19 protein-coding genes are annotated in these 21,090 nt (G+C 66.5%); 13 read left to right on the plus strand and 6 right to left on the minus strand.

The window, feature by feature from the left end:
* The first annotated feature begins 177 nt into the window (after positions 1–177).
* From uxaC to BLW00_RS04560, 10 genes are read left to right on the plus strand one after another with little or no spacing between them, the layout of a single operon-like run.
* Positions 178–1,572 carry a glucuronate isomerase gene (uxaC, locus tag BLW00_RS04515; protein WP_092551966.1) on the plus strand — a complete coding sequence of 465 codons (1,395 nt, stop codon included), beginning with the start codon at positions 178–180 and terminating at the stop codon, positions 1,570–1,572.
* Entirely contained in the window at positions 1,569–2,942 is a 1,374-nt protein-coding gene (locus tag BLW00_RS24375) for a mannitol dehydrogenase family protein (RefSeq protein WP_092549770.1), read from the plus strand. Before uxaC ends, BLW00_RS24375 begins: the two co-directional genes overlap by 4 nt.
* 51 nt (positions 2,943–2,993) lie before the next feature.
* The gene (locus BLW00_RS04525) at positions 2,994–3,935 is read left to right on the plus strand and encodes an ABC transporter permease (protein ID WP_092549773.1); all 942 of its coding nucleotides are present in this window, start codon (positions 2,994–2,996) and stop codon (positions 3,933–3,935) included.
* Positions 3,932–5,758: a dipeptide/oligopeptide/nickel ABC transporter permease/ATP-binding protein gene (locus tag BLW00_RS04530; protein ID WP_245741261.1), complete on the plus strand. Its 1,827-nt coding sequence runs from the start codon at positions 3,932–3,934 to the stop codon at positions 5,756–5,758. Before BLW00_RS04525 ends, BLW00_RS04530 begins: the two co-directional genes overlap by 4 nt.
* Positions 5,755–6,582 (plus strand): ATP-binding cassette domain-containing protein, encoded by an 828-nt coding sequence (locus tag BLW00_RS04535; protein ID WP_092549776.1) that lies wholly within the window; start codon positions 5,755–5,757, stop codon positions 6,580–6,582. The genes BLW00_RS04530 and BLW00_RS04535 overlap by 4 nt, the downstream gene beginning before the upstream one ends.
* Entirely contained in the window at positions 6,579–8,057 is a 1,479-nt protein-coding gene (locus tag BLW00_RS04540) for a glycoside hydrolase family 43 protein (RefSeq protein ID WP_092549779.1), read from the plus strand. The genes BLW00_RS04535 and BLW00_RS04540 overlap by 4 nt, the downstream gene beginning before the upstream one ends.
* Complete coding sequence (locus BLW00_RS04545) at positions 8,054–9,277, plus strand: glycoside hydrolase family 1 protein (protein ID WP_092549782.1); 1,224 nt, start codon at positions 8,054–8,056, stop codon at positions 9,275–9,277. Before BLW00_RS04540 ends, BLW00_RS04545 begins: the two co-directional genes overlap by 4 nt.
* A gap of 55 nt (positions 9,278–9,332) precedes the next feature.
* Entirely contained in the window at positions 9,333–11,150 is a 1,818-nt protein-coding gene (uidA, locus tag BLW00_RS04550; protein ID WP_092549785.1) for a beta-glucuronidase, read from the plus strand.
* A 25-nt stretch (positions 11,151–11,175) separates the two neighbouring features.
* On the plus strand, positions 11,176–12,207 hold the full coding sequence (locus tag BLW00_RS04555; protein WP_175494129.1) for a Gfo/Idh/MocA family protein: 1,032 nt from the start codon (positions 11,176–11,178) through the stop codon (positions 12,205–12,207).
* Positions 12,192–13,301 carry a LacI family DNA-binding transcriptional regulator gene (locus BLW00_RS04560; protein ID WP_092549791.1) on the plus strand — a complete coding sequence of 370 codons (1,110 nt, stop codon included), beginning with the start codon at positions 12,192–12,194 and terminating at the stop codon, positions 13,299–13,301. The genes BLW00_RS04555 and BLW00_RS04560 overlap by 16 nt, the downstream gene beginning before the upstream one ends.
* On the opposite strand, the gene BLW00_RS04565 is transcribed toward BLW00_RS04560, so the two are convergent.
* From BLW00_RS04565 to BLW00_RS24380, 3 genes are all read right to left on the minus strand, one after another.
* On the minus strand, positions 13,291–15,078 hold the full coding sequence (locus BLW00_RS04565; RefSeq protein ID WP_092549794.1) for a family 43 glycosylhydrolase: 1,788 nt from the start codon (positions 15,076–15,078) through the stop codon (positions 13,291–13,293). The two genes, BLW00_RS04560 and BLW00_RS04565, sit on opposite strands and share 11 nt — an antisense overlap.
* 60 nt (positions 15,079–15,138) lie before the next feature.
* Positions 15,139–16,686 carry an ABC transporter substrate-binding protein gene (locus BLW00_RS04570; protein ID WP_175494130.1) on the minus strand — a complete coding sequence of 516 codons (1,548 nt, stop codon included), beginning with the start codon at positions 16,684–16,686 and terminating at the stop codon, positions 15,139–15,141.
* Between the two features lie 163 nt (positions 16,687–16,849).
* Positions 16,850–17,149 (minus strand): substrate-binding domain-containing protein, encoded by a 300-nt coding sequence (locus BLW00_RS24380; RefSeq protein ID WP_092549800.1) that lies wholly within the window; start codon positions 17,147–17,149, stop codon positions 16,850–16,852.
* Between BLW00_RS24380 and BLW00_RS23340 the strand changes: the two genes are divergently transcribed.
* The gene (locus tag BLW00_RS23340) at positions 17,079–17,255 is read left to right on the plus strand and encodes a hypothetical protein (protein ID WP_175494132.1); all 177 of its coding nucleotides are present in this window, start codon (positions 17,079–17,081) and stop codon (positions 17,253–17,255) included. The genes BLW00_RS24380 and BLW00_RS23340 overlap by 71 nt on opposite strands.
* Positions 17,256–17,308: 53 nt before the next feature.
* On the opposite strand, the gene BLW00_RS04580 is transcribed toward BLW00_RS23340, so the two are convergent.
* The gene (locus BLW00_RS04580) at positions 17,309–18,139 is read right to left on the minus strand and encodes an SDR family NAD(P)-dependent oxidoreductase (RefSeq protein ID WP_092549803.1); all 831 of its coding nucleotides are present in this window, start codon (positions 18,137–18,139) and stop codon (positions 17,309–17,311) included.
* A gap of 126 nt (positions 18,140–18,265) precedes the next feature.
* Here BLW00_RS04580 and BLW00_RS04585 point away from each other — a divergent pair, with 126 nt between their 5' ends.
* A complete protein-coding gene (locus BLW00_RS04585; RefSeq protein ID WP_175494133.1) occupies positions 18,266–18,841 on the plus strand; it encodes an acyl-CoA-like ligand-binding transcription factor in 576 nt (191 codons plus the stop codon).
* Between the two features lie 228 nt (positions 18,842–19,069).
* Here the strand turns inward: BLW00_RS04585 and BLW00_RS04590 are convergent, their stop codons facing one another.
* Both BLW00_RS04590 and BLW00_RS04595 read right to left on the minus strand, forming a co-directional pair.
* Positions 19,070–19,330 carry a hypothetical protein gene (locus BLW00_RS04590; protein ID WP_139256623.1) on the minus strand — a complete coding sequence of 87 codons (261 nt, stop codon included), beginning with the start codon at positions 19,328–19,330 and terminating at the stop codon, positions 19,070–19,072.
* A gap of 235 nt (positions 19,331–19,565) precedes the next feature.
* Positions 19,566–20,021 (minus strand): amidohydrolase family protein, encoded by a 456-nt coding sequence (locus BLW00_RS04595; protein WP_175494134.1) that lies wholly within the window; start codon positions 20,019–20,021, stop codon positions 19,566–19,568.
* A gap of 18 nt (positions 20,022–20,039) precedes the next feature.
* Here BLW00_RS04595 and BLW00_RS04600 point away from each other — a divergent pair, with 18 nt between their 5' ends.
* Entirely contained in the window at positions 20,040–21,035 is a 996-nt protein-coding gene (locus BLW00_RS04600) for a hypothetical protein (RefSeq protein WP_139256624.1), read from the plus strand.
* Positions 21,036–21,090: the final 55 nt, after the last annotated feature.

Genomic DNA, 21,090 nt, shown 5'->3' on the forward strand with positions numbered 1-21,090 from the left:
TGAGCCGACAGGCCTGCGCGGCGCTGCGGCGATGTCAGCAAGTGAAGCATGAACCGCGACAGTTTGGCAAGCGATTGCCGCCATATGGCAGAAATTCCTTTGGCCAAGCCATCGACCCCTAGAACGCTGCTGTGCAATCGGTTGACAACATGGATGATCCACTACAAACTACTGTTCATGCACCAGCCACAAGGACGTGACCCTGACCGCCTGCTCCCCGCCGAGCCGGTCACTCGCGCCATCGCCCGGGACCTCTATGACCGCGTCGCCGACGCTCCGATCGTCTCACCCCATGGGCACGTGCCGATCGGCTGGCTGGCCGATGACATCCCCTTCGCTGATCCCACCGCCCTGTTCGTCACACACGATCACTATGTGACCCGGCTGTTGCATGCCTCCGGCATCGATCTCGCGCGGCTCGGGGTCGGCGGCCGGGCGGTGGATCCCCGCGCCGCCTGGCGACTCTTCGCCGAACACTGGCACCTCTTCGCCGGCACCGCATCGGGCTACTGGATCGACGAGGAGCTGTCGCAGGTTCTGGGCATCGACGAGAGACTCGCTCCCGCGACCGCTGACGCCGTCTACGACCGCGTTGCCGACGCGATCGCCCGCCCCGAATGGCGGCCTCGAGCCCTATTCGAGCGATTCGGGATCGAGGTGCTCGCCACCACCGACGATCCCCTCGACGATCTGTCGCGGCACACTGCGCTCAGCGGGCAGCTTCCGGGCCGGGTACTCCCTACCTTCCGTCCCGACCGTTACGTCGACCCCGACGCGGAAGGGTTCGTGCAGAACGTCGAGCGGTTGCTCGCGTCCTCGTCGTCCCCCTCCACCTTCGGCAGGTACCTCGACGCGCTGACGGAGCGACGCCGGTACTTCATCGAGCACGGCGCCGTGTCAGCCGACCACGGTGTCGAGGAGCCCTTCACCGTCGATCTTGACGCCGCTGCTGCGGAGCAGCTGTTCCAAACGGTGATCTCAGGCCGCGCCGGTGCTGCCGAGCGACGTCTCTTCCGCGGTCACATGCTGTTCCAGATGGCGCGGATGAGCGTCGACGATGGGCTCGTGATGACCCTCCACGCCGGAGTGCTCCGTAATCACAGCAGCCGCACCCATCTCGAATATGGCGCCGATTCCGGACACGACATCCCGGTGCCGGTGGACTTCACCCGAGGACTCCGCCCCCTCCTCGAGGCCTTCGGACTGGCATCCGGATTCCATCTCGTACTCTTCGCCATCGATGAGTCGGTCTACTCGCGCGAGATCGCGCCGCTGGCCGGCTTCTATCCGAGCGTCTTCATCGGCGCGCCATGGTGGTTCCTCGATGCGCCCGACGCGATCGGCCGTTTCCGCTCCGCCGTCACCGAAACGGCGGGATTCTCCCGCGGCTCGGGGTTCATCGACGACACGCGCGCCTTCCTCTCCATCCCGGTGCGGCACGACACGGCACGCCGAGCCGACTCGGCCTTCCTTGCCCGTCTCGTCGCGGAGGGCCGTATTCAGCTCGACGACGCGGAGCGTATCGCCGACGACCTCGTCGGCCCCCTCCCCCGGCGGGTGTTCAAACTGTGACCGAACTCAGCACGGCACGATCAAGCCTGGTCCGGGATGCCCCGGCCCCACCGGTCCGCATCGTTCTCATCGGATTGGGGGCGTTCTCCCGCTCCCACCTCGCCTGGTACACGCAGCATGCGGCTGATGCGAGCAGCTGGGGAATAGCCGCCTACTCAGGCCGCAGCCGCGCCCTGGCAGACAAGCTCGACCGACAAGACGGGCTGTACACCTTGACCGAGCGGGACGCCCAGGGCGACCGCTTCGAGGTCGTGTCGAGCATCGTCCGTGCTCATCCCGGTGATGACCTGGGTGCGCTGATCGACGACATCTCCTCTCCGGCCGTCTCCATCGTCACCCTCACCATCACAGAGGTCGGATACCGCCTTGATCCCGATGACGCCCCAGATCTCTCCGACCCGCTCGTTGCGCGTGACGTCTGCCTTCTCGGCGATGTAGCGAACGGGATCGTCGCATTCGATGCAGCTCGGCCGCAGACCACCCTCGTCAGGGTGTTGCTCGGACTCGAGGCGCGTCGGCGGCGTGAGTCGGGTCCCATCGCCCTCGTCTCTCTCGACAATCTTCCCGACAACGGTGGTCGCTTGGAGCGGGGGATGCTGGCGCTGGCGGCGTCGCTCTCTCCGGAACTCGTCGACTGGATCAGCGACTCGGTCTCGTTTCCGTCGAGTTCCGTCGACCGTATCACTCCCCAGATCGCGGAGGACGAACTCCGGGAGCTCATCGTCACGACCGGCGACGAGGCGCCGGTCGTCGCCGAACCCTTCAGCGATTGGGTCGTCTCGGGAGCCTTCCCCGGGGGGAGACCCCAGTGGGAGACAGCGGGCGCACGGTTCGTCGACGACCTCGAACCCTGGGAAGCACGCAAACTCTGGATGCTGAACGGTGCTCACACACTCCTGGCCTGTCTCGGTCTTCTGCGGGGCCATCGCACCGTGGCCGAATCGATCGGCGACCCGGTCTGCCGGGCGGCCGTCGAATCGCTGTGGAACGAAGATGCCGCCTGTCTGCCGGCCTGTTTGGGTCTTGACGAGTACCGGCAAGCGCTCGTCGACCGCTTCGCCAATGCCCGCATCGAACATCGACTCGAGCAGATCGCCGCTGACAGCTTCATGAAGCTACGCCTGCGAGTCGTGCCGGTCACGGAGGTCCTGCTCCGGCGAGGCGAGCTGCCCCGCGCCGGGGCGGCTGCCATCGCCGCCTGGATCGTCGCCGCACGACGCGGGCTGTTACCGCCAGAAGCGACCGCGCCGTCTGCGCACTCGGGCGCAGCACTCAGCAGCCTCCTCACCCGTCTGAGCGATGTCGTCGGAGCCTCGGCGCCGTTCGCCGACGAGGTGGAATCCATCCGTGTTTCATACGAGGAAGTTTGAACTCATGCCGATGCACAACCTGCGAGGCCTGCGAAGAGAAGGCCCGTTCCGATGATCTCCTATATTGCGAAGCGACTGGGGACGGGGATCGTCCTCGCCCTCCTGGTGACCTTCATCACCTTCCTGCTCTTGTCGACCTCGTTCCAGGATGTGGCGCGAACCATCCTCGGTCCATCGGCAACCGACCAGACGACGGCTGCGTTGATGACCGCGAAGGGGTGGGACCGGCCCGTCCTCGTGCAGTACGGCGATTGGCTCTTCAGCGCCTTGCGAGGCGACTTCGGCACCTCCGTGTACACGTCGCTGCCCGTCGCTCCGTCAGTGATACAGCGACTCCTGGTGACGCTGTCGATCATCGTGCCGGCCCTCATCCTGACCGCGGTGATCTCCACGCTGCTGGGCGTCTGGGCCGCCACGCGCGGCGGGGCGGTGGACCGCGTCGCACAGGGCATATCGCTGATCGGCTACGTCGTGCCCGGGCTGCTGCTGGCCATCGGGCTCGTGGTGATCTTCGCAGTGCAGCTCAAATGGCTGCCGGCGACCGGCTACACGCCCTTGGCCGACGACCCTGCGGCGTGGATCCGCAGCATCACCATCCCGGTGATCGTGCTCACCATCGGCGGTGTCGCCAACATGGCGGCCCAGGTGCGCGGCCGGATGATCGACGAGCTCCGACGCGACTACGTGCGCACCCTGCGAACCCGCGGAATCTCGACCACCTCGATCGTCATCCGGCATGCGTTGCGGAACGCCGGAAGTCCGGCCCTCACCGTCATGTCGCTCGAGTTCATCCAGATGTTCGGCGCCGCGTTGATCATCGAGAACGTGTTCGCCCTCCCCGGGTACGGCAGTTTCGCTTTCAACGCCTCGCTTCAGGGTGACATCCCGGTCATCCTCGGCATAACCGCCTTCGGCGTGATCCTGGTGACCGTCGTGAACCTCGCCACCGACCTCGTGAACGGTTGGCTCAACCCGAAAGCGAGGCAACATTGACTCGGCGCATCGAACCCGTCACCAAGGCGGTCTCCGCCCCCAGCACTGAATCCATCGCGACCGTGCAGGCCGCGGAGGTGGCGGCGTCGCGTACGCCCATCTGGAAGAAGCTGCTTCGAGACCCGCAAGCAGTCATCACCGTCAGCATCCTCGTCATCGTCTTCGCGCTCGGTGTCCTCACGCCGCTGATCGCCTTGCACGGTCCCAATGAGTCCGATCTCAGCATGGTGAACGCGCCCCCCGGAACGCCCGGCTATCCGCTCGGTGCCGATGAATCGGGCCGCGACATCTTCAGCCGTCTGCTGCACTCCATCAACACCGCCGCCATCGCCGCGTTGATCGGAACCGGCGTCGCGTTGGTAGTCGGCATCATCGCCGGACTCATCGGGGGCTACTTCGGGCGGGTGACCAGGGCCAGCACGGAATGGATCTTCAGCCTGATCATGACCTTCCCCGGTCTGCTGCTGCTCATCATCCTGATGCCCGTCACCGGTGGCGACTACCGGGCCACCATGCTGATCTTCGGTGTGCTGCTCGCACCGGGCATCTATCGCATCGTGCGCAACCTCGTACTCGGGGTGAAGAACGAGCTGTACGTCGACGCCGCTCGCGTGTCGGGCGTCGGCACGCTGCGCATCCTCGGCCGGCACGTGCTCACGGTCGTCCGTGGGCCGATCATCATCGCCGCCGCGTTCATGGTGGGTTCCACGATCGCCGTGCAATCCGGGCTCGCCTTCCTCGGCGTCGGATCGCTCGAGGTGCCGAGCTTCGGAGCGATGATCTCCTCCGGCTTCCGGAACCTCTACATCGCCCCGACCCAGTTCCTGTGGCCGAGCCTGCTGCTCGGCCTGATCACCGCGTCGCTGGTGCTCCTCGGCAACTCACTCCGCGACGCCTTCGAAGGGTCGAGACCGAAGCCGTCGAAGGTCGGCGCCGGCCAGCATGTGGCCGAACGGGCGGAAGACACCGTTCTCGTGGGTGCCGACGCCCTCCTCGCGGTGCGCGGACTCCGCATCGCCTATCCCACCCCGAGCGGCGACCTCAACGAGGTCGTGAAAGGCGTCGATCTCGAGATCACCCGGGGCGAAGTGCTCGGTCTCGTCGGCGAATCGGGATCGGGGAAATCGCAGACGGCCTTCGCCACACTCGGAGTACTGCCCAACGAAGCGGTGGTCACGGCCGGATCGATCCTGTTCGAGGGGCGCGAACTGATCGGACTCTCCGATGCGGCGATGCGCCCGCTTCGCGGTAAGGAGATCGCCTACATCCCCCAGGAGCCGATGTCGAACCTCGACCCCTCCTACCGGGTCGGAGCCCAGTTGGTCGAAGGCGTGAGAGCGGCACTGCCCGTGTCGAAGAAAGAAGCGAAGGAGCGGGTGCTCGCGCTGCTGGAGCGGTGTGGGATCAATGAGCCTGCGCGCACCTTCGACTCGTATCCGCACCAGATCTCCGGGGGCATGGCGCAGCGGGTGCTCATCGCCGGCGCCGTGGCCAGCAGGCCCAAGCTACTGATCGCCGACGAGCCCACGACGGCGCTGGATGTCACCGTGCAGGCCGAGATCCTCGACCTCCTCCGCGACCTGCAGACCGAACTCGGCATGGCCGTGCTGATCGTGACCCACAACTTCGGCGTCGTCGCCGACCTGTGCGATCGCATCGCCGTGATGCAGCAAGGACGAATCGTGGAGTCGGGCACAGCAGCCGAGATCTTCCGAGCGCCCGAACACGAGTACACGAAAGCCCTCCTCGGAGCGATCCTCGATGAAGCGGCCTACCGCACCGACCCACCCGTCGCACCTGCGCCAGAGGGAGCCATCGCATGAGCCTTCTCGACATTCACGACCTCCGGGTGTCCTTTCCCGGCCGGGGCTTCCGCGCAGCGCCCGTCGAGGTGCTGCACGGAGTCTCCCTCAGCGTCTCGCCAGGTGAGACCCTCGGCCTGGTCGGCGAATCCGGCTCGGGGAAGACGACGATCGGCCGCGCCGTGCTCGGCCTCGTGCGACCGTCCGGCGGCACGATCGAGTTCGAGGGGCGTGAGATCGGCGGGTTGCAAGGCCGCGCACGCCGAGGACTCTCCGACGACATCCAAGTGGTGTTCCAGGATCCGTACTCCTCCCTGAACCCCTCGATCACCATCGGCGACACCCTCGCCGAGCCTCTCGTCACTCAGGGTGCGACTCGACGCGACGCGCGCGCCCGCGTGCGGAGCCTCCTCGATCAGGTCGGTCTTCCCTCCGATGCGGTCGAGCGGCTCCCCCGCGAGTTCTCTGGAGGGCAACGCCAACGGATCGCCATCGCCCGGGCTCTCGGACCCCAGCCGAAGCTCATCGTGTGCGACGAGCCGGTCTCCGCTCTCGACCTCACCACTCAGACCCGCGTCATGGAACTGCTGATCGACATCCAGCGGCACACCGGAGTCGCGTACCTGTTCATCTCGCACGACCTCACGGTGGTGCGCAACATCAGTCACCGAGTGGCGGTGCTCTACCGCGGTGACATGGTGGAGACCGGAGCGGCCGTCGACGTGACGTCCCGACCGGAGCATCCCTACACGAAGAGGCTGCTGCTGGCCGCCCCGGTGGCCGACCCCGACGAGCAGCGCCGACGCCGAACCGAGAGGAAAGCCGCCACAGCGGCCAGCGCATGAACGAACCGATCATCGCGGGCTTCCACCCCGACCCCTCGATCTGTCGCGTCGGCGACCGGTACTACCTCGCCACCTCGAGCTTCGAGTACCTCCCCGGCGTGCCCGTGTTCACCAGCACCGACTTGGTGAATTGGGAACTGCTCGGAAACGCGCTCGACCGCCCGTCGCAACTCGCCACGCAACCGGGCGTGGGCGGAGCGAGCGGGGGTGTCTACGCGCCCACACTCCGCCACCACGACGGACTCTTCTGGCTCGTGACGACGAACATCCACGAGGTCGCCCGCGGTCACCTCATCGTGCACTCCAAGGGCCCGGAGGGTCCGTGGAGCGAGCCGGCGCACGTGCCGGGCCTGATCGGCATCGACCCCGATCTCTTCTGGGACGAGAGCGGGGTGTGCCACCTCACCTGGTCCGACGTCATGAACGGCGGCATCTCGAGCGCGAGCATCGACCCCTTCACCGGCGCGGTGCTCTCGACCCCGACGCACCTGTGGAACGGCACCGGCGGCGCCCACGCCGAGGGTCCTCACCTCTACTCCCGCGACGGCTGGTACTACCTCCTGGTGGCCGAAGGAGGCACGGGCGCCGGTCACATGGTGACCGTGGCCCGGTCTCGCTCGCTCGAGGGACCCTTCGAGCCCGATCCGGCGAACCCGATCCTGACACACCGCAGCACCGCTCAACCAGTACAAGCGACCGGGCACGCCGATCTCGTGGAACTCTCCGACGGGAGCTGGGCGCTCGTCCACCTCGGAGTGCGGCCGCGGGGATCATTCCCCCGCTGGCACACGAACGGCCGCGAGACCTTCCTCGCCGGCATCGACTGGTCCGACGGCTGGCCCGTCGTGGTCGAAGACCGTTTCGAGCCACCGACGACGACGCGCGATTTCGTGGACACCTTCACCGCACCGCGTCTCCACCCGCGGTGGGTGTCGCCCGCGGTGCACCCCGCTGCCTTCGCGCATCCGGGTGATGGCGGTCTGGCGTTGGAGGCCGGCCGCGACCCGGAGTCGGCGGCGGCCGAGCGGATGCTCGCCACGCGCGTCGAGGACATGCACTGGAGCGCATCGCTCGACGGCGTCGGCGACGTCGCCCTCTCGGTGCGCATCGACGACGCCCACCAGGCCATCGTGGAACGGATCGGGGACCGGGTGCGCGCCCGCATCGTCATCGGCCCGCTCGATCAGGTTCTCGCTACCGCCACGGTGGCCTCGACATCCGGCTCGCTCCTCCTCCGCTCCATCCCGTTCGAGGCCGCGCCGGGCGCGCGCAAGGGACCGGACCTGCTCGTTCTCGGCCGAACCGACGAGTCAGGAGCAGAACGCGAGCTGTGCTCCATCGACGGCCGCTACCTCTCGACCGAGGTGGCCGGCGGCTTCACCGGGCGCATGCTCGGCATGGAGGCGCTCGGCGACGACGCCATGATCACCCGCTTCAGCTACGCCACCCCCGCACACGACAAGGATGAACGATGACCACGACCTTCCCGGCCGGCTTCCTCTGGGGCGCTTCCACCGCGCCCCATCAGATCGAGGGCAACAACGTCAACAGCGACTGGTGGGCACGAGAACAGGTGACGCCCGGAATGGATCTGTCAGGCGACGCCTGCGACAGCTACCACCGCTATCACGAAGACATCGCCCTGCTCGCCGACGCCGGACTCGACAGCTACCGTTTCGGAATCGAATGGGCACGCATCGAGCCGATCGAAGGCCGCTTCTCGAGGGCAGAGCTCGCACACTATCGCCGCATGATCGATGCGTGCCTGGAGCGCGGCGTCACCCCGGTGATCACGTTGCAGCACTTCACCACGCCGCAGTGGTTCGCCGAGGCCGGTGGGTGGTCGGCGCCGGATGCGTCGGAGAAGTTCCAGCGCTACGTCGCCGAGGCGTGCAGCATTCTCGACGGCGTCGAATGGGTCATCACCATGAACGAACCGAACATGCAAGCGGCCATCATGACCGCCATGAAGCGCATGCAGCAGTCGCCCGACGGCACGTGGGTGAGTCCGACCGTCGAGGGCACCGAGGAGGAGAAGCAGCGCGCGTCGCGCAACTTCCTCGCTAATGCCGATCCGGAGATCGGCCGGATGTTCGTCGGCATCCACCATGCGGCGCGGGCGATCGTGCGCAAGCGCACGTCGGCGAAGGTCGGCTGGACCATCGCCGCCGGCGCGCTGACGGCCGCACCGGGGGGCGAGGAGAAGCTCGCAGAGATCCGCTACGGCAAGGAGGACGTCTACTGGGAAGGCAGCCGCGGAGACGACTTCGTCGGCGTTCAGGCCTACTCGAGCCAAGAGGTCGACGCAATGGGACTCGTGCCGCACCCGATCCTCCCCGACAACACGCTCGTCGGCACGGCCTACCGTCCCGATTCGCTCGCGATGGCGGTCCGCCACGCGTGGCAGGTCACGGAGGGTGTGCCCGTCCTCGTCACCGAGAACGGCATCGCCACCGGCGACGACACCCAGCGCGTCCGTTACACAGCCGAGGCACTCACCGGATTGCACGACACCATCGACGAGGGTGTCGACGTGCGCGGCTACCTTCACTGGAGCCTGCTCGACAACTTCGAATGGGGACACTGGGAGCCCACGTTCGGATTGATCGCCGTCGACCACGAGACCTTCGTGCGCACCCCCAAGCCCAGCCTCGGCTGGCTGGGCGAGGTCGCACGACGCAACGGGCTCGACTGAATCCGGCCCGTTGCCTCCCCGATCATCCCGACGTCTGAGAAGAAAGTAGACACCCATGCTGAAACCCAAATCGACCCCTACTCGTGAACTGGTGAACCTCGACGGCGTCTGGCGATTCGCCATCGACACCCGTGTCGACCCCGAGCCGTGGAAAGGTTTGCTCACCACGCCCCTCGAGGCCGCTGTTCCGGCCAGCTACAACGACCTCTTCACCGACGCGGAGATCCGCGACCACGTCGGCTGGGTCTACTACCAGCGCCCGGTGCGGGTTCCACGCGGGTGGGGCGACGAACGCATCCTGCTGCGATTCGACGCCGCGACCCACGCCGCCCGGGTCTACGTGAACGACGCCCTCGTCGGTGAGCACATCGGCGGGTATACCCCGTTCGACATCGATTTGACCGACGTCGTCTCGGCAGGCGAGGAGTTCCGCCTCACCGTCGCGGTCAGCGGCGATCTCAGCAACGAGACCATCCCTCCGGGCAAGATCGAGGTCGGCATCGACGGCCGGCGCAAGCAGGTCTACTTCCACGACTTCTACAACTACGCCGGGCTCGCCCGATCCGTGTGGCTCTACAGCGTGCCACTGACCCGCATCACCGACATCACCGTCGTCACCGACTTCGACGGATCGACCGGCACCGTGGACTACAAGGTCGCCACCTCCTGGGAACGCGAAGTGCGCGTGCGGTTGGCCGACGCGTCGGGTACCGTCGTCGCGGAGGCATCCGGAACCACGGGCACGCTGGAGATTCCCGATGTCACACTGTGGCGACCCGGTGCCGCCTACCTGTATGAGCTCACGGCCGAAATGGTCGAAGCCGGCGTCGTGCTCGACAGCTACCCGGTGTCGGTCGGCGTTCGCACGGTCGCGGTGCGCGGGCACGAATTCCTCATCAACGGTGAACCCTTCTACTTCACCGGCTTCGGCAAGCACGAGGACCTCGCCATTCGCGGCAAAGGCCACGACAACGCCTTCCTGGTGCACGACTTCCAGCTGCTGGAATGGACAGGCGCGAACTCGTTCCGAACCTCCCACTACCCGTATGCGGAAGAGGTGCTGGATTTCGCCGACCGGCACGGCATCGTCGTCATCGATGAGACCGCCGCGGTCGGTCTCAACATGGGCGTGGTGGGCGGGATGTCAGGCACTCCACCCTTCCCCACGTTCTCCGAACAGTACGCGGGCGCGGCCACGCAGGCCGCGCACGCTCAGCACATCCGCGAATTGATCGCCCGCGACAAGAACCACCCCTCGGTGGTCATGTGGTCGATCGCCAACGAACCGGCCTCCAACGAAGAGGGAGCGCTAGAGTACTTCACGCCCCTGGTCGCGCTCGCCCGCGAACTCGACCCCACCCGGCCGCTCACCTACTCGCTGGTGATGTTCGCCACCTTCCAGAACGACCTGATCATCGACCTGTTCGATGTCGTGAGCATGAACCGCTATTACGGCTGGTACGTGGCGACGGGCGACTTGAAGAGCGCCGAGCTGTATCTGCAGGGAGACATCCAGGGCTGGGTCGATCGCACCGGCAAACCGATCCTGATGTCCGAGTACGGCGCCGACACCCAGCCGGGCGTACATTCGGTCTGGGATCAGGTCTGGACGGAGGAGTACCAGGTGCACTATCTGGAGATGAACCACCGGGTGTTCGATCGGTTCCCGCAGTTCGTAGGTGAGCAGGTGTGGAACTTCGCCGACTTCGCGACCACCAACGGCCTCCACCGCGTCGAGGGCAACAAGAAGGGCGTGTTCACCCGCGACCGCAAACCCAAGGCGGCCGCGTGGGCTCTGCGCAAGCGTTGGCGAGGTCTCGATGGCCGGAAGCCCGGTTCCGAGGGCACCGCCGAGACAGACGGGCAGAAGTGAGGCCGGGTCGGGCAAGGAGTTCGCGATGACGCCGTCCCGTCCCCGTGTGCGGTGGGCCGTCGTCGGCACCGGGCGTATCTGCGAGACCTTCGTGCCCGATCTCCAGACCGTCGATCCGGCATCGGTGGTGTCGGTCTGGGGCCGCCGCCCGGAGATCGTCGCCGATTTCGCGGCCCGTCACGGCATCCCACAGCACTCCGTCGTGCTCGACGAAGTGCTGTCACGCGACGACGTGGATGCCGTCTACGTGGCCACCCCGGTCGCCACGCACGCGCAGCTGGCGATCCGGGCGCTGGAAGCCGGCAAGCATGTGCTCGTGGAGAAGCCGATGGCGTTCTCCGCGGCCGAGGCGGAAGAGATCTTCGAGCGGGCACGAGCGAACGACCGCTTCGCGATGGAGGCGATGTGGATGAAGTTCAATCCGCTGCACGTCGAGATCGCGCGCCTCATCGGCGAGGGCCTGATCGGCGAGCCGCGCTATGTCCGGGGGGCGTTCGGCATGCCGTTCCCCGCAGGCGGCACGCGCTGGAACGCCGAGCTCGGCGGCAGCACCGTGCTCGACCAGGGCATCTACCCGGTGACCCTCGCCGAGTGGGTGCTCGGGCCCGTGCAGAGCATCACGGCCACCGGCCGGGTGCTCGACGGAGTCGACGTGACAGCCGACATCTCACTGCAGCACGACGACGGGCGGATGTCGCACGCAGTGTGTTCCCTGATGGAGTTCACCGACCCGTCCGCTTCTCTGAGCGGCACCGCCGGATGGATCGAGATCCCGGCCATGTTCTGGGCGACCGATGTCGCACGCATACACGCCGGGTCCACCGGAGCCCTCTTCGGCACTCCCGACGAACTCTCTCGACCGCGCGAGGGCAACGGCTACGTGCCCATGATCCGCTCGGTCGTGGATGCCATCGCCGATGAACTGCGTCAACACCCGCAGCACGACCGAACAGCAACTCTCCGCACCGCCACGACGCTGGACGCTGTGCGGGAACAGATCCACGCCCATGGCACGCCCGAGACCCGCTATCCTGCAACGAAATGGACGACAGCATGACGCGCGACGCCGGCACCGAGGACCTCGAGCCCAAGGATTCGGCAGCGCTCGGTTCGAGCGGTCGGCAACGGCGGCGCGGCAGCGCGCCGACCATCTACGACATCGCCGAGCTCGCCGGCGTCAACCCGTCCACGGTCTCACGGGCGCTCTCCAAGCCGGGCCGGATCAGCGCACCCACCGAGGCCAAGATCAGGAGAGCCGCGGAGCAACTCCACTTCCGGTTCAACCCCATGGCCAGGGCACTTCCGACCGGGCGCAGCAACACCATCGCCTTGATCGTGGCCGACATCACGAACCCGGTCGTGTTCGGCATCGTTCGCGGTGCCGAGAGCGCCGCGAAGGCACAGGGTTACACGCTCGTCATCACCGAGTCACAGGAGTCCGGCGAAGCAGAGTCCGAAGCGATCGAGCGGATTCTGCCCAGCGTCGACGGCATCGTGCTGGCCACGACCCGTCTGTCGAGCGATCGCATCCGCGAGATCGCCGAGCAGAAGCCCGTCGTCCTCATCAACCGGGCCGTCGAGGGCATCATCGGGATCCTTCCGGACATCGACAGCGGCGTGAACGAATTGCTCGATCATCTCGTGGGACTCGGGCACCGCTCCATCGCGTACCTCGCCGGTCCCGAGGCCTCGTGGATCAGCGATCAACGATTCGACCGCATGCTGGACGCGACCGAGCGACTCGGCGTGGCACTCGTCGAGATCTCGGGGAATGCCCCCACCATCGAGGGCGGCCGCGCAGCTCTGAGACGAGTGATCGCGGCGCGCACCACGGCGGTCATCGCCTTCAACGACCTCATCGCGATCGGGTTGATGCAGGCGGCGATGTCCGAGGGCATCCGGGTTCCTCAGGACCTGAGTGTGGCGGGATTCGACGACATCTTCGGCAGCGAGCTCATCACGCCGGCTCTGACCACGGTGCGTGCGCAGCTCATAACCGCTGGCGAGCGAGCCGTACTCAACCTTCTGGCCGAACTCGCCAATGATGACTCCGCGAGCGGTCTTCCCGACAATCCGCTTCTCACCACCACACTGGTCGTGCGCGCGTCCACCGCACCCGTGGGGCCTGACAAACCTCAGGTCAGTCGATGACCGAAGGTGTAGGGGCGCACACGGCCCGACCGAGTGTGACTCCGGCGCCGTTGAAAGAGTCCACCGCGAACCAGGTGTCTTCGTCGGCGTTCAGGGACGGCACGTCGAGCGCCTCACGGTCATAGACCAACCAGCTACGGTACAGGGCATCGGGGGCTGCTCCGTAGCGCACGTTGTAGCCGATGGCGCCGGCAGACCGCGACCACGTGAGCCTGGCCATCAGCGGATCCACGCGTGTCGCTTGCGGCACGACGGCCGTCGGGGGCGTGCCGGGTGCTCTTCCGAACACGCGGAGACCACTGACCGCGAACACACCGTCGAATGGCAGGCGATGGGCTTGCACGCGCACGTGTCGCAGGGGTCGGGGTGCGTCGAGCACGATCGTGGCGTGCGGGCGATCGTCACCGCTGTCGCGCCCGTCGTAGAGGGTCTCCCACAGTTCGCCGTCGAGCGACCCGGTCATGAGGATCTCCGCCGGAGTGTGTTCCGCGTAGATCCCTCGCCAGGTGTGGCCGCTGTCGGAGCCCTCGGTGAGTGGGTCGGCGTGAGCCGCCATGTCGTGATCGGCGAGGTTCACCTGTACCACGGCGACGTCGCAGACCTGTCCGAGGTCGATCGAGAGCCACTCCCCTGCACCCGGTCCGCTCGACGCCCACCAGGTACGCACGTCCTCCGTCGCAGCAAGCGACGCTCCGTGGCCGGGCGCCGAGGTGGACGCACTCGTCTCGGCGCCAGAGGACAGCAGCATCCATTCCGGAGTGATGCGTGCCCACGGATCGAACGGGCCTGCCGGCACCTCGTACGGGTAATCGGCGAAGTTCTGGTTGCAGGTGAGCACGCCGTTCGAATCGAACCCTGCCGGGAACACGCCGACACGACGCTCGAAGACGTCGTTGACGCTGATCCGCATCGTCGACGCGTGCCACCAGTTGCCGTACTCGTCTTGGAAGGTGCTGCCGTGGCCGGCGCCCGGGAGGAATCCGCCGGGTTTCGAAGAGAACGGACTGTTGGTCGAATAGGTGAACGGCCCGAGAGGACTCTTCGAGGTGAAGTAGCCGTCGGCGTAGGTGTTGTATTGAGCGCCCGGCGCCGCGTACTGCAGGTAGTAGGTGTCTCCGTGCCGCGTCATCCAGGCTCCCTCGATGTAGGGCCGGGAGCCGAGGAACTGGGCAGCGAGACGCTCGCGCTCGGTCGCAGGCTCGGGAATCACGTAGTCCTCGCCCAGGCGTTCCCACCCGCGGGAGGCTGCGTCGGAGCTCACCAAGGGCACCCGCTCGCCGATGGGGTGCAGCTCATCGTCGAGCTCGATCCCGTACAGGGGCTCGATGTCGTCGCACCCCCAGTAGAGGTAGATCCTCCCGTCGTCGTCCTGGAAGACGCTCGGGTCCCAGAACGGGAACGGGCCGGGTGAGACCTGCTTGAAGTCGTCGGCCAGAGGGTCGACGCTCCGGAAGAACGGGGAGTCCGTCGCCTTGCGGGAGGCGCTGATCAGCAGCGCGCCGTTCACTTCGCGCACATCCGGTGCGTAGTCGAAGGGGGGCAGCTTCTCGGTCGGCACGTAGTGCCAGGTGACCAGATCCGGCGAGTGCCAGAACCCTCGCGACATCGACGCGAACAGGTAGTAGCGGCCGCGATAGAGCACGATCGAAGGATCCGCCGCCTCCCGGTGGACACTCCGGCGCGGCTCACCGAGTGTGACACCTCGGACGACCCCGGAGAAGCGGATCTCCTGGTACCGATAGGCAAGATCGAGCGGGTTGCATGTGATGCGGTTCATGAGATGGCTCCGTGATCAGAAAAGCTGGGGTGGGCCCTCCACGGCCCACCCCAGAGCGGCTCAGCCGTCGTACGAGAAGGTGCGGATGGTGGCGGGGGCGCCCCCGTAGTTCACGATCCCGATCCCGTCGGCAGTCGCCCAGTTGCCACCGACGAAGACGATCGGAGCCTCCCAGGCCTGGTCGACGGCGTACTGGTTGAGCTCTTTGTAGGTCGGCACCGCCTGATCGAAGTCGACCGTGGTATTGATCGTGCCGAAGAGCTTGTCCAGGGTCGCGTCGGTGTAGTGCTGCGGATTGCGGTCGCCGTTCTCGCTGTAGTGCGTGAAGGCATCCGCGGGGTCGGAGTTGAACCCGGTGATCTGGAACGTCAGGCCATACTCTCCCGACAGCAGGGCCGACTGAGCCTGCTGCGGTGGAACAGCGACCCACTCGAGGTTGAGGCCGATGTCGGTGAACGCCTGAGAGAGGGTGGGCTCGATCGAGGTGGTGAGGAAGGTGCTCGGGATCTTGAAGCTCTGCCCCGCATATCCGGCCTCCTCGACGAGCGCCTTGCCCTTCGCCGGGTCGTAATCGTAGGTGCCGTTCAACGACTCGTCATAGACGTCGCCGGAAGGATTGAAGATCTGCTCCGTGGTCTGACCATCTCCCGAGTAGATCCCCTTCAGGATGCCCTCGCGGTCGATGGCATAGTTGATGGCCTGACGCACGCGCTGGTCTCCCAGCGCCGGCCACGTGGCGCCCGCCCGATCGAGCACGTCGAGGTAGGCGACGGCCTGCGCCGGAACGTCGGTGACCGTGAACGTGCTGCTGTCGAGCTGGCCCACCAGTTGGGCGTTCACCGTGGAGGCGTTGATCTCGCCCGCCTGCAGCGCGTTGAAGGAGGCCGTCGGGTCGGGCAGCACCCGGACGGTGACCTTCGGGAACGGATAGGCGTCGGCGTTCCAGTAGTCGTCGCGCTTGTCGAGCACATACGTCGTGCCGGGGACGGTGTTGGCGACGTCGAGCGTGTAGGGACCCGAACCGACGGGGTTCGTCGCGATGGCCGGGTCGTCGAGCGTGGCCGGATCGCCGATCGCCCCCGCGCCGAGCGCGAGAAGGTAGAGGAACTGGGCGTCGTAGGCACTGAACGAGACTTTCACCGTGTGGTCGTCGACGGCAGTCACGTCGGTCACGAGGCTGAAACGAGGCTGCACGATGCCGGGGGTGTCGATGGTGCGCTTCATGGTCGCGACCACGGCATCGGCCGTGACGGGGTCGCCGTTGCTGAAGGTCATGTCGTCACGCAGCACCAAGGTGAGCTCGGTTCCGTCGTCGTTGTACTCCCAGCTCTCCGCCGCGTTGGGAACGAGGTCGCCGGTGGCGCTGTCGCGAGCGAGCAGCGTGTCGTACAGCGAGGCCCACACATACATCTGCTGACCGTCGACCAGTTGCGCCGGGTCGAGCGAGTTCGGCCCGGAGACGGCCGCGAGCGCCAGATCGGGAGCGGTCGAGGATGTGCCGGTGGCGGCGGGTTCGGAGGTGCCGGTGCAACCTGCGAGCACCAGCATTCCCGCAGAAATCGCGGCCAGGGCGGCGATGCCCCGCAACCGCGAACGAGAGTTCGACATGGATTCATACTCCTTTGGATGATTATTGCAGGGCAACCGCTTGTTCTCTGAGTGTCGCATTTCCCTGTAAGAGCAGTAAAGCAGCCGAACCAAGAAATGACAACCGATTGCCATACGGATGGTCAACCGTTTCGATTTCGTTATCGAGAAGTGGTGCTCGCCGCTACTGCGACTGGTCAGGTGGTCGCTCAACGAATGAGTCGCGCTTCGAAGCCCCCCGGGGGGGGACAGCGGGCAGTTCCGGTTCTCCCCGCACGACCGCCAGAGCACGATTCGCGAGGTGGCGACCGAGACCGGAGGCGTCGATGTCGATCGTGGTCAACGCAGGCGCGATCAACGTCGAGAAAGGCGAGTTGTCGTGACCGATGACGGCGAGCTGAGATGGCACCGAAATGCTGCAGTCGTCCGCGAGTTCGATGGAAGTGTTCCTCTTCCTCGGTCTGCCCGCGGTCATCGCCGTCATCCAGGGCGTGATCGTCTACTTCATGAAGACCAACAAGCACATGCCACAGATGCAACGCGACCTCGCCGCACGCCAGACGTCGCGCCTGCAGGAGAACCACGGCTGAGCAACGAACAGGTTCGGGTGAGGTGCCGCAGGACACCTCACCCGAACCACAGCTCAGATCATCTCGCCAGCGTCGGCGAGCAGCGTGCTGCCCGTCATGATGATCGAGAGGTCGCTCGCCGCGAAGAGCACGACCCGTGCGATGTCGTCCGGTGTCCCCGTGCGGCCGATCAGGCTCTGGTTCATCACGTCCAGCGGCGGCATCTCGATGCCCGCTGCCGCGGCCGCCTCCGCGCCGAGCTTCGCGGCGGCGATGTTGCCCTCGGTGGGCACGTAGCTCGGGGCGACGCCCAGCACCCGGATGCCCAGCGGGGCCAGGTCGAGGGCGAGCGACTTCGTGAGTCCTCGAACAGCGTGCTTCGAGCTCACATACGCTGTCATGCCCGGGAACGCGGCCTGGAAGCCGGCGGTCGAGACGATGTTCACGATGACGCCGCCTCCGGTCTCGGCCATCCGCCTGGCGGCTTCGCGCGATCCGAGGAAAGCTCCGCGAGTGTTGACGGCGAAGACCTGGTCCCACATCTCGTCGGACATCTCCAGGGCAGGGGCGTTCGGGAACAGCCCGGCGTTGTTGACCCAGATGTCGATGCCACCGAACTCGGCGACGGCGAGCTCGGCCGCGGCGACGACGGAGGCCGTGTCGCTCACGTCGGCGCGAGTTCCGAGGCCCCGTACTCCGAATCGCGAGGCCAGCTCGTCCGCAGCGGCTGACGCGCGGTCGGCGTCGAGGTCGATGATGAGGATGTCCGCTCCCGCCTCGGCCAGGCGCGCGGCGATCGCCTTGCCCAGGCCCTGAGCCGCGCCGGTGATCACCGCCCTTCGTCCACTCAGCGAAAGCAGTTCGGAGATCGGCTCCTGAGAGACGTCGGCGAAGGGAAAGGGCATGGTGACCTCCGTGTCACGAGGGGTTATGAATTATTGACAGACTATGTCATTAATCATCGCCCCCGACGGTACCGTGGATGTATGCCAGAGACACACAGAGGCCGCGGTCGCCCACGGTCGGCCAACGTGTCCGCTCTGCGCATGCGTGCGCTCGACATCCTGATCGATCGCGGCTACGACGCCGTGACGATGTCGGAGATCGCCGCCGATGCGGGGATGAGCGTCCGAACCCTGCACCGCTACTTCCCCACGAAGGCGGACATCGTCTGGGGAGGCCTCGACGGGGCACTCGACACACTCCGCAGCGCGCTCGAGACGACCGATGAGCGCCTGTCGATCATCGGCGCGGTCACGGAGGCCATGGTGTCCGTGTTCCACGAAGAGGCGGAGGAGGCCACCTTCGGCAGGGCGCGGCTGCGGGTCATCGCCCTCACCCCCGGCCTCGAGATCACCCACCCGGACGTGTACCGCCGATGGCGCGAGGAGACAGTGGCGTTCGTCGCTCGCCGCTCGGGCGCTGACCCCGCCGACGTCCGGCCGCAGGCCGCCGGAGCCGCCATCCAGACCACCATCATGGAAGCGTTGGCCTGGTGGGCGATGAGAAACGATGACGTGGCGGCGGCGGACGTGGTCGCGGAAGCCCTGAGCGGACTCGCTCACCTCGCGGACCCCGTCCGGCGTTCGAGCGAGATACCTTATTAAGGTTCTCAGTGCGGAGACGGTGGGATTTGAACCCTATCTTTGCCCCTGACGTGGCGCCGAAATGAGCGACAATCCGCGCAAAATCAAGGATCTTCGTTCACATCGGTGGCCGTAAGATCAGTACGATCTGGCGCGAGTGTGGTCAAAATGTGGTCACGCCTCGGCACACCGCTACTCACACGCCCTGCCCCCACGGGCCGCCGAGAATGAACCTTATGTCAATAGGAACTAGGGCTCGGCAGGCGGTTCACGTCCGAGGTCCCGCAGGAACTCCTCCCAGCGCGTATCGGCATCGGCGCCGGAGTTGAACTGGCCCAGCCGGGCGTCGAAGGCTGGCGTGCCTACGAGCTTGATCTCGACCTGCAGGATGTGGTGGGTGCCATCCCGGTGGACTTTCGGGACGAGCGATACGATGTGCTCGGGATTGATCCACATCCGGGCGCTGCCGGCGGGACCGTCCCTGTCTGACAATGGGACGAAGCGCGGCATAGCCCTAACTGTGCCGGGCCTTCATTGCGATCTGCAAGGAGAAACTCGGGGCGGGACGACGCCCCTCCCAAACTTCATCCTCGCCGACACCATTGCCGTTCAGCAATATCGTTCGCGACGAGTGAATGACAGTCACCGACGCCTCCGAACAGCCGTGTCGATGAAGCAAGCTATTGATGCGGAGATTGACGCAGGAAACGAGCTCATTTCAATGAGTGACGACGGAAATCGGACGCTACAGATCAGTGGTGGCTTCCTGGTTAGAAGAGTGGCCGTCCGGCACGTTCCATTCCTTGGTGAGCAAGACAATGTCAGCGAGGCATCCGGGCTGAAGTCTTCCGAGTGTGTCTTCGAGCCCAAGCGCTCTCGCAGGAGCGAGGGTGGCGGCGGTCACCAATGCGACTGGATCGATTCCTGCGGCTAGCCCCTCGCGGATTGCGTGATCGAGCGTCAGCGTAGAGCCCGCGAGTATGCCCGTTCCCTCAAGGGTTGCGATGCCAGCGGAGACGATTACGGAGAAGCCGCCAAGGTCGTAGCTTCCTTCCGGAGCAGCAGCTCCCGCCATGGCGTCGGTGATGAGTGCGACTCGTTCGGGCGCGAGGTCGAACAGAAAAGCACACATGCGCGGATGCAGGTGATGCGAGTCGAGGATCAGCTCCAGGGTGACGGCTGGGTTGTCGAGCGCCGCCATCACAGGGCCCGGGTCGCGGTGTCCGAGCCCAGGCATCGGTGGGCCGACGACGCCCCCGCAACAGACCGAGTCGCCGCAGCGCACGACACGATTTCCCGCGAGGTTCGGGAGCGGTACGGCATCGACATCGACCAGCTGCAGGGCGACCCCTCCGAGGTGATCCAAGCCACCCGGGATCTCGCCGAGCAGCGCGCGGCCGAGACCAGGCTGCGCGCTCACGCGGGCGTCGACGAGGCCCGCACAGCCCTTCTGTTGGCTGAGGCGGGCGCCTACGACGTCCTCGCGGCCGAGCAGCGCAGCCTCGCAGACGACCTCACCGAGCAGGTCAACTGGGAGCGCGGCGACGATCGGGATCTTGCCGTGTACGGTCGCGCCGGGAGTGCGTCGGATGCCGCCACGAGCGCCGCGGTCGAAGCGGAACGGTTGCGCGCGGAGGCCGCCGGCGTCGAGGACCTGGCCGCCTGGCGTGCCGGCCACGCCGATCGGCTCGGCGCCGAGTCCGCGGCCGCGGAAGAGGCCCTGGACGGGCTGACCGGACAACTACCGCTGGCGCGGCTCCGCGAGGATGCCGCGGCCAAAGACAAGCTGGTCGATGCCGCCCGCGGCGACGAAGCACAGCTCAGCGCCGTGGTCGAAGGGCCACGCACCCCGGATGTCCCGCACGACATTGAGCAACAGCACGCGCAGAGCCAGCTCAGCACTCGCGCGGCCGCCACCACTGCGGCAGAAGCGCACGAACGTGCCGGCGACCCGTCTACGCACGTGGAGCAATTGGCGATCGACGACTACCGGGCACAAGCCGCCGACTGGGACACCCCGGGGCGTCTCGACCGGCTCCGCGGCGACCTCGTCGATCGCCAGGTGGACCCCGAAGTGATCCAGTCCCGGTTGATCACGGAACGCGGCCGCCGCACCCCGCCGAGCGCGGCCGTGCAAGGCACCCCGAAGCAGGCCCCGAAAGCTAGGAAGGGCACCAGCCGGAACCTCAGCAAGGACAACGAGCTCGGGCTCTGAGAATCAGCAAGGGCACAGGCGTGGCTACCAAGGTGGTCACGCCCCTTCGGCCTAT

It is taken from the genome of Herbiconiux ginsengi (genome assembly GCF_900107435.1).
GTDB lineage: Bacteria > Actinomycetota > Actinomycetes > Actinomycetales > Microbacteriaceae > Herbiconiux > Herbiconiux ginsengi.

Bases quoted from the DNA above. Each gene is read 5' to 3' on its own strand.
- uxaC (WP_092551966.1), top strand. From the start codon at position 178: ATGCACCAGCCACAAGGACGTGACCCTGACCGCCTGCTCCCCGCCGAG.
- BLW00_RS04525 (WP_092549773.1), top strand. From the start codon at position 2,994: ATGATCTCCTATATTGCGAAGCGACTGGGGACGGGGATCGTCCTCGCC.
- BLW00_RS04535 (WP_092549776.1), top strand. From the start codon at position 5,755: ATGAGCCTTCTCGACATTCACGACCTCCGGGTGTCCTTTCCCGGCCGG.
- BLW00_RS04540 (WP_092549779.1), top strand. From the start codon at position 6,579: ATGAACGAACCGATCATCGCGGGCTTCCACCCCGACCCCTCGATCTGT.
- BLW00_RS04545 (WP_092549782.1), top strand. From the start codon at position 8,054: ATGACCACGACCTTCCCGGCCGGCTTCCTCTGGGGCGCTTCCACCGCG.
- uidA (WP_092549785.1), top strand. From the start codon at position 9,333: ATGCTGAAACCCAAATCGACCCCTACTCGTGAACTGGTGAACCTCGAC.
- BLW00_RS04555 (WP_175494129.1), top strand. From the start codon at position 11,176: ATGACGCCGTCCCGTCCCCGTGTGCGGTGGGCCGTCGTCGGCACCGGG.
- BLW00_RS04560 (WP_092549791.1), top strand. From the start codon at position 12,192: ATGGACGACAGCATGACGCGCGACGCCGGCACCGAGGACCTCGAGCCC.
- BLW00_RS04565 (WP_092549794.1), bottom strand. From the start codon at position 15,078: ATGAACCGCATCACATGCAACCCGCTCGATCTTGCCTATCGGTACCAG.
- BLW00_RS04570 (WP_175494130.1), bottom strand. From the start codon at position 16,686: ATGTCGAACTCTCGTTCGCGGTTGCGGGGCATCGCCGCCCTGGCCGCG.
- BLW00_RS23340 (WP_175494132.1), top strand. From the start codon at position 17,079: ATGCTGCAGTCGTCCGCGAGTTCGATGGAAGTGTTCCTCTTCCTCGGT.
- BLW00_RS24380 (WP_092549800.1), bottom strand. From the start codon at position 17,149: ATGACGGCGATGACCGCGGGCAGACCGAGGAAGAGGAACACTTCCATC.
- BLW00_RS04580 (WP_092549803.1), bottom strand. From the start codon at position 18,139: ATGCCCTTTCCCTTCGCCGACGTCTCTCAGGAGCCGATCTCCGAACTG.
- BLW00_RS04590 (WP_139256623.1), bottom strand. From the start codon at position 19,330: ATGCCGCGCTTCGTCCCATTGTCAGACAGGGACGGTCCCGCCGGCAGC.
- BLW00_RS04595 (WP_175494134.1), bottom strand. From the start codon at position 20,021: ATGGCGGCGCTCGACAACCCAGCCGTCACCCTGGAGCTGATCCTCGAC.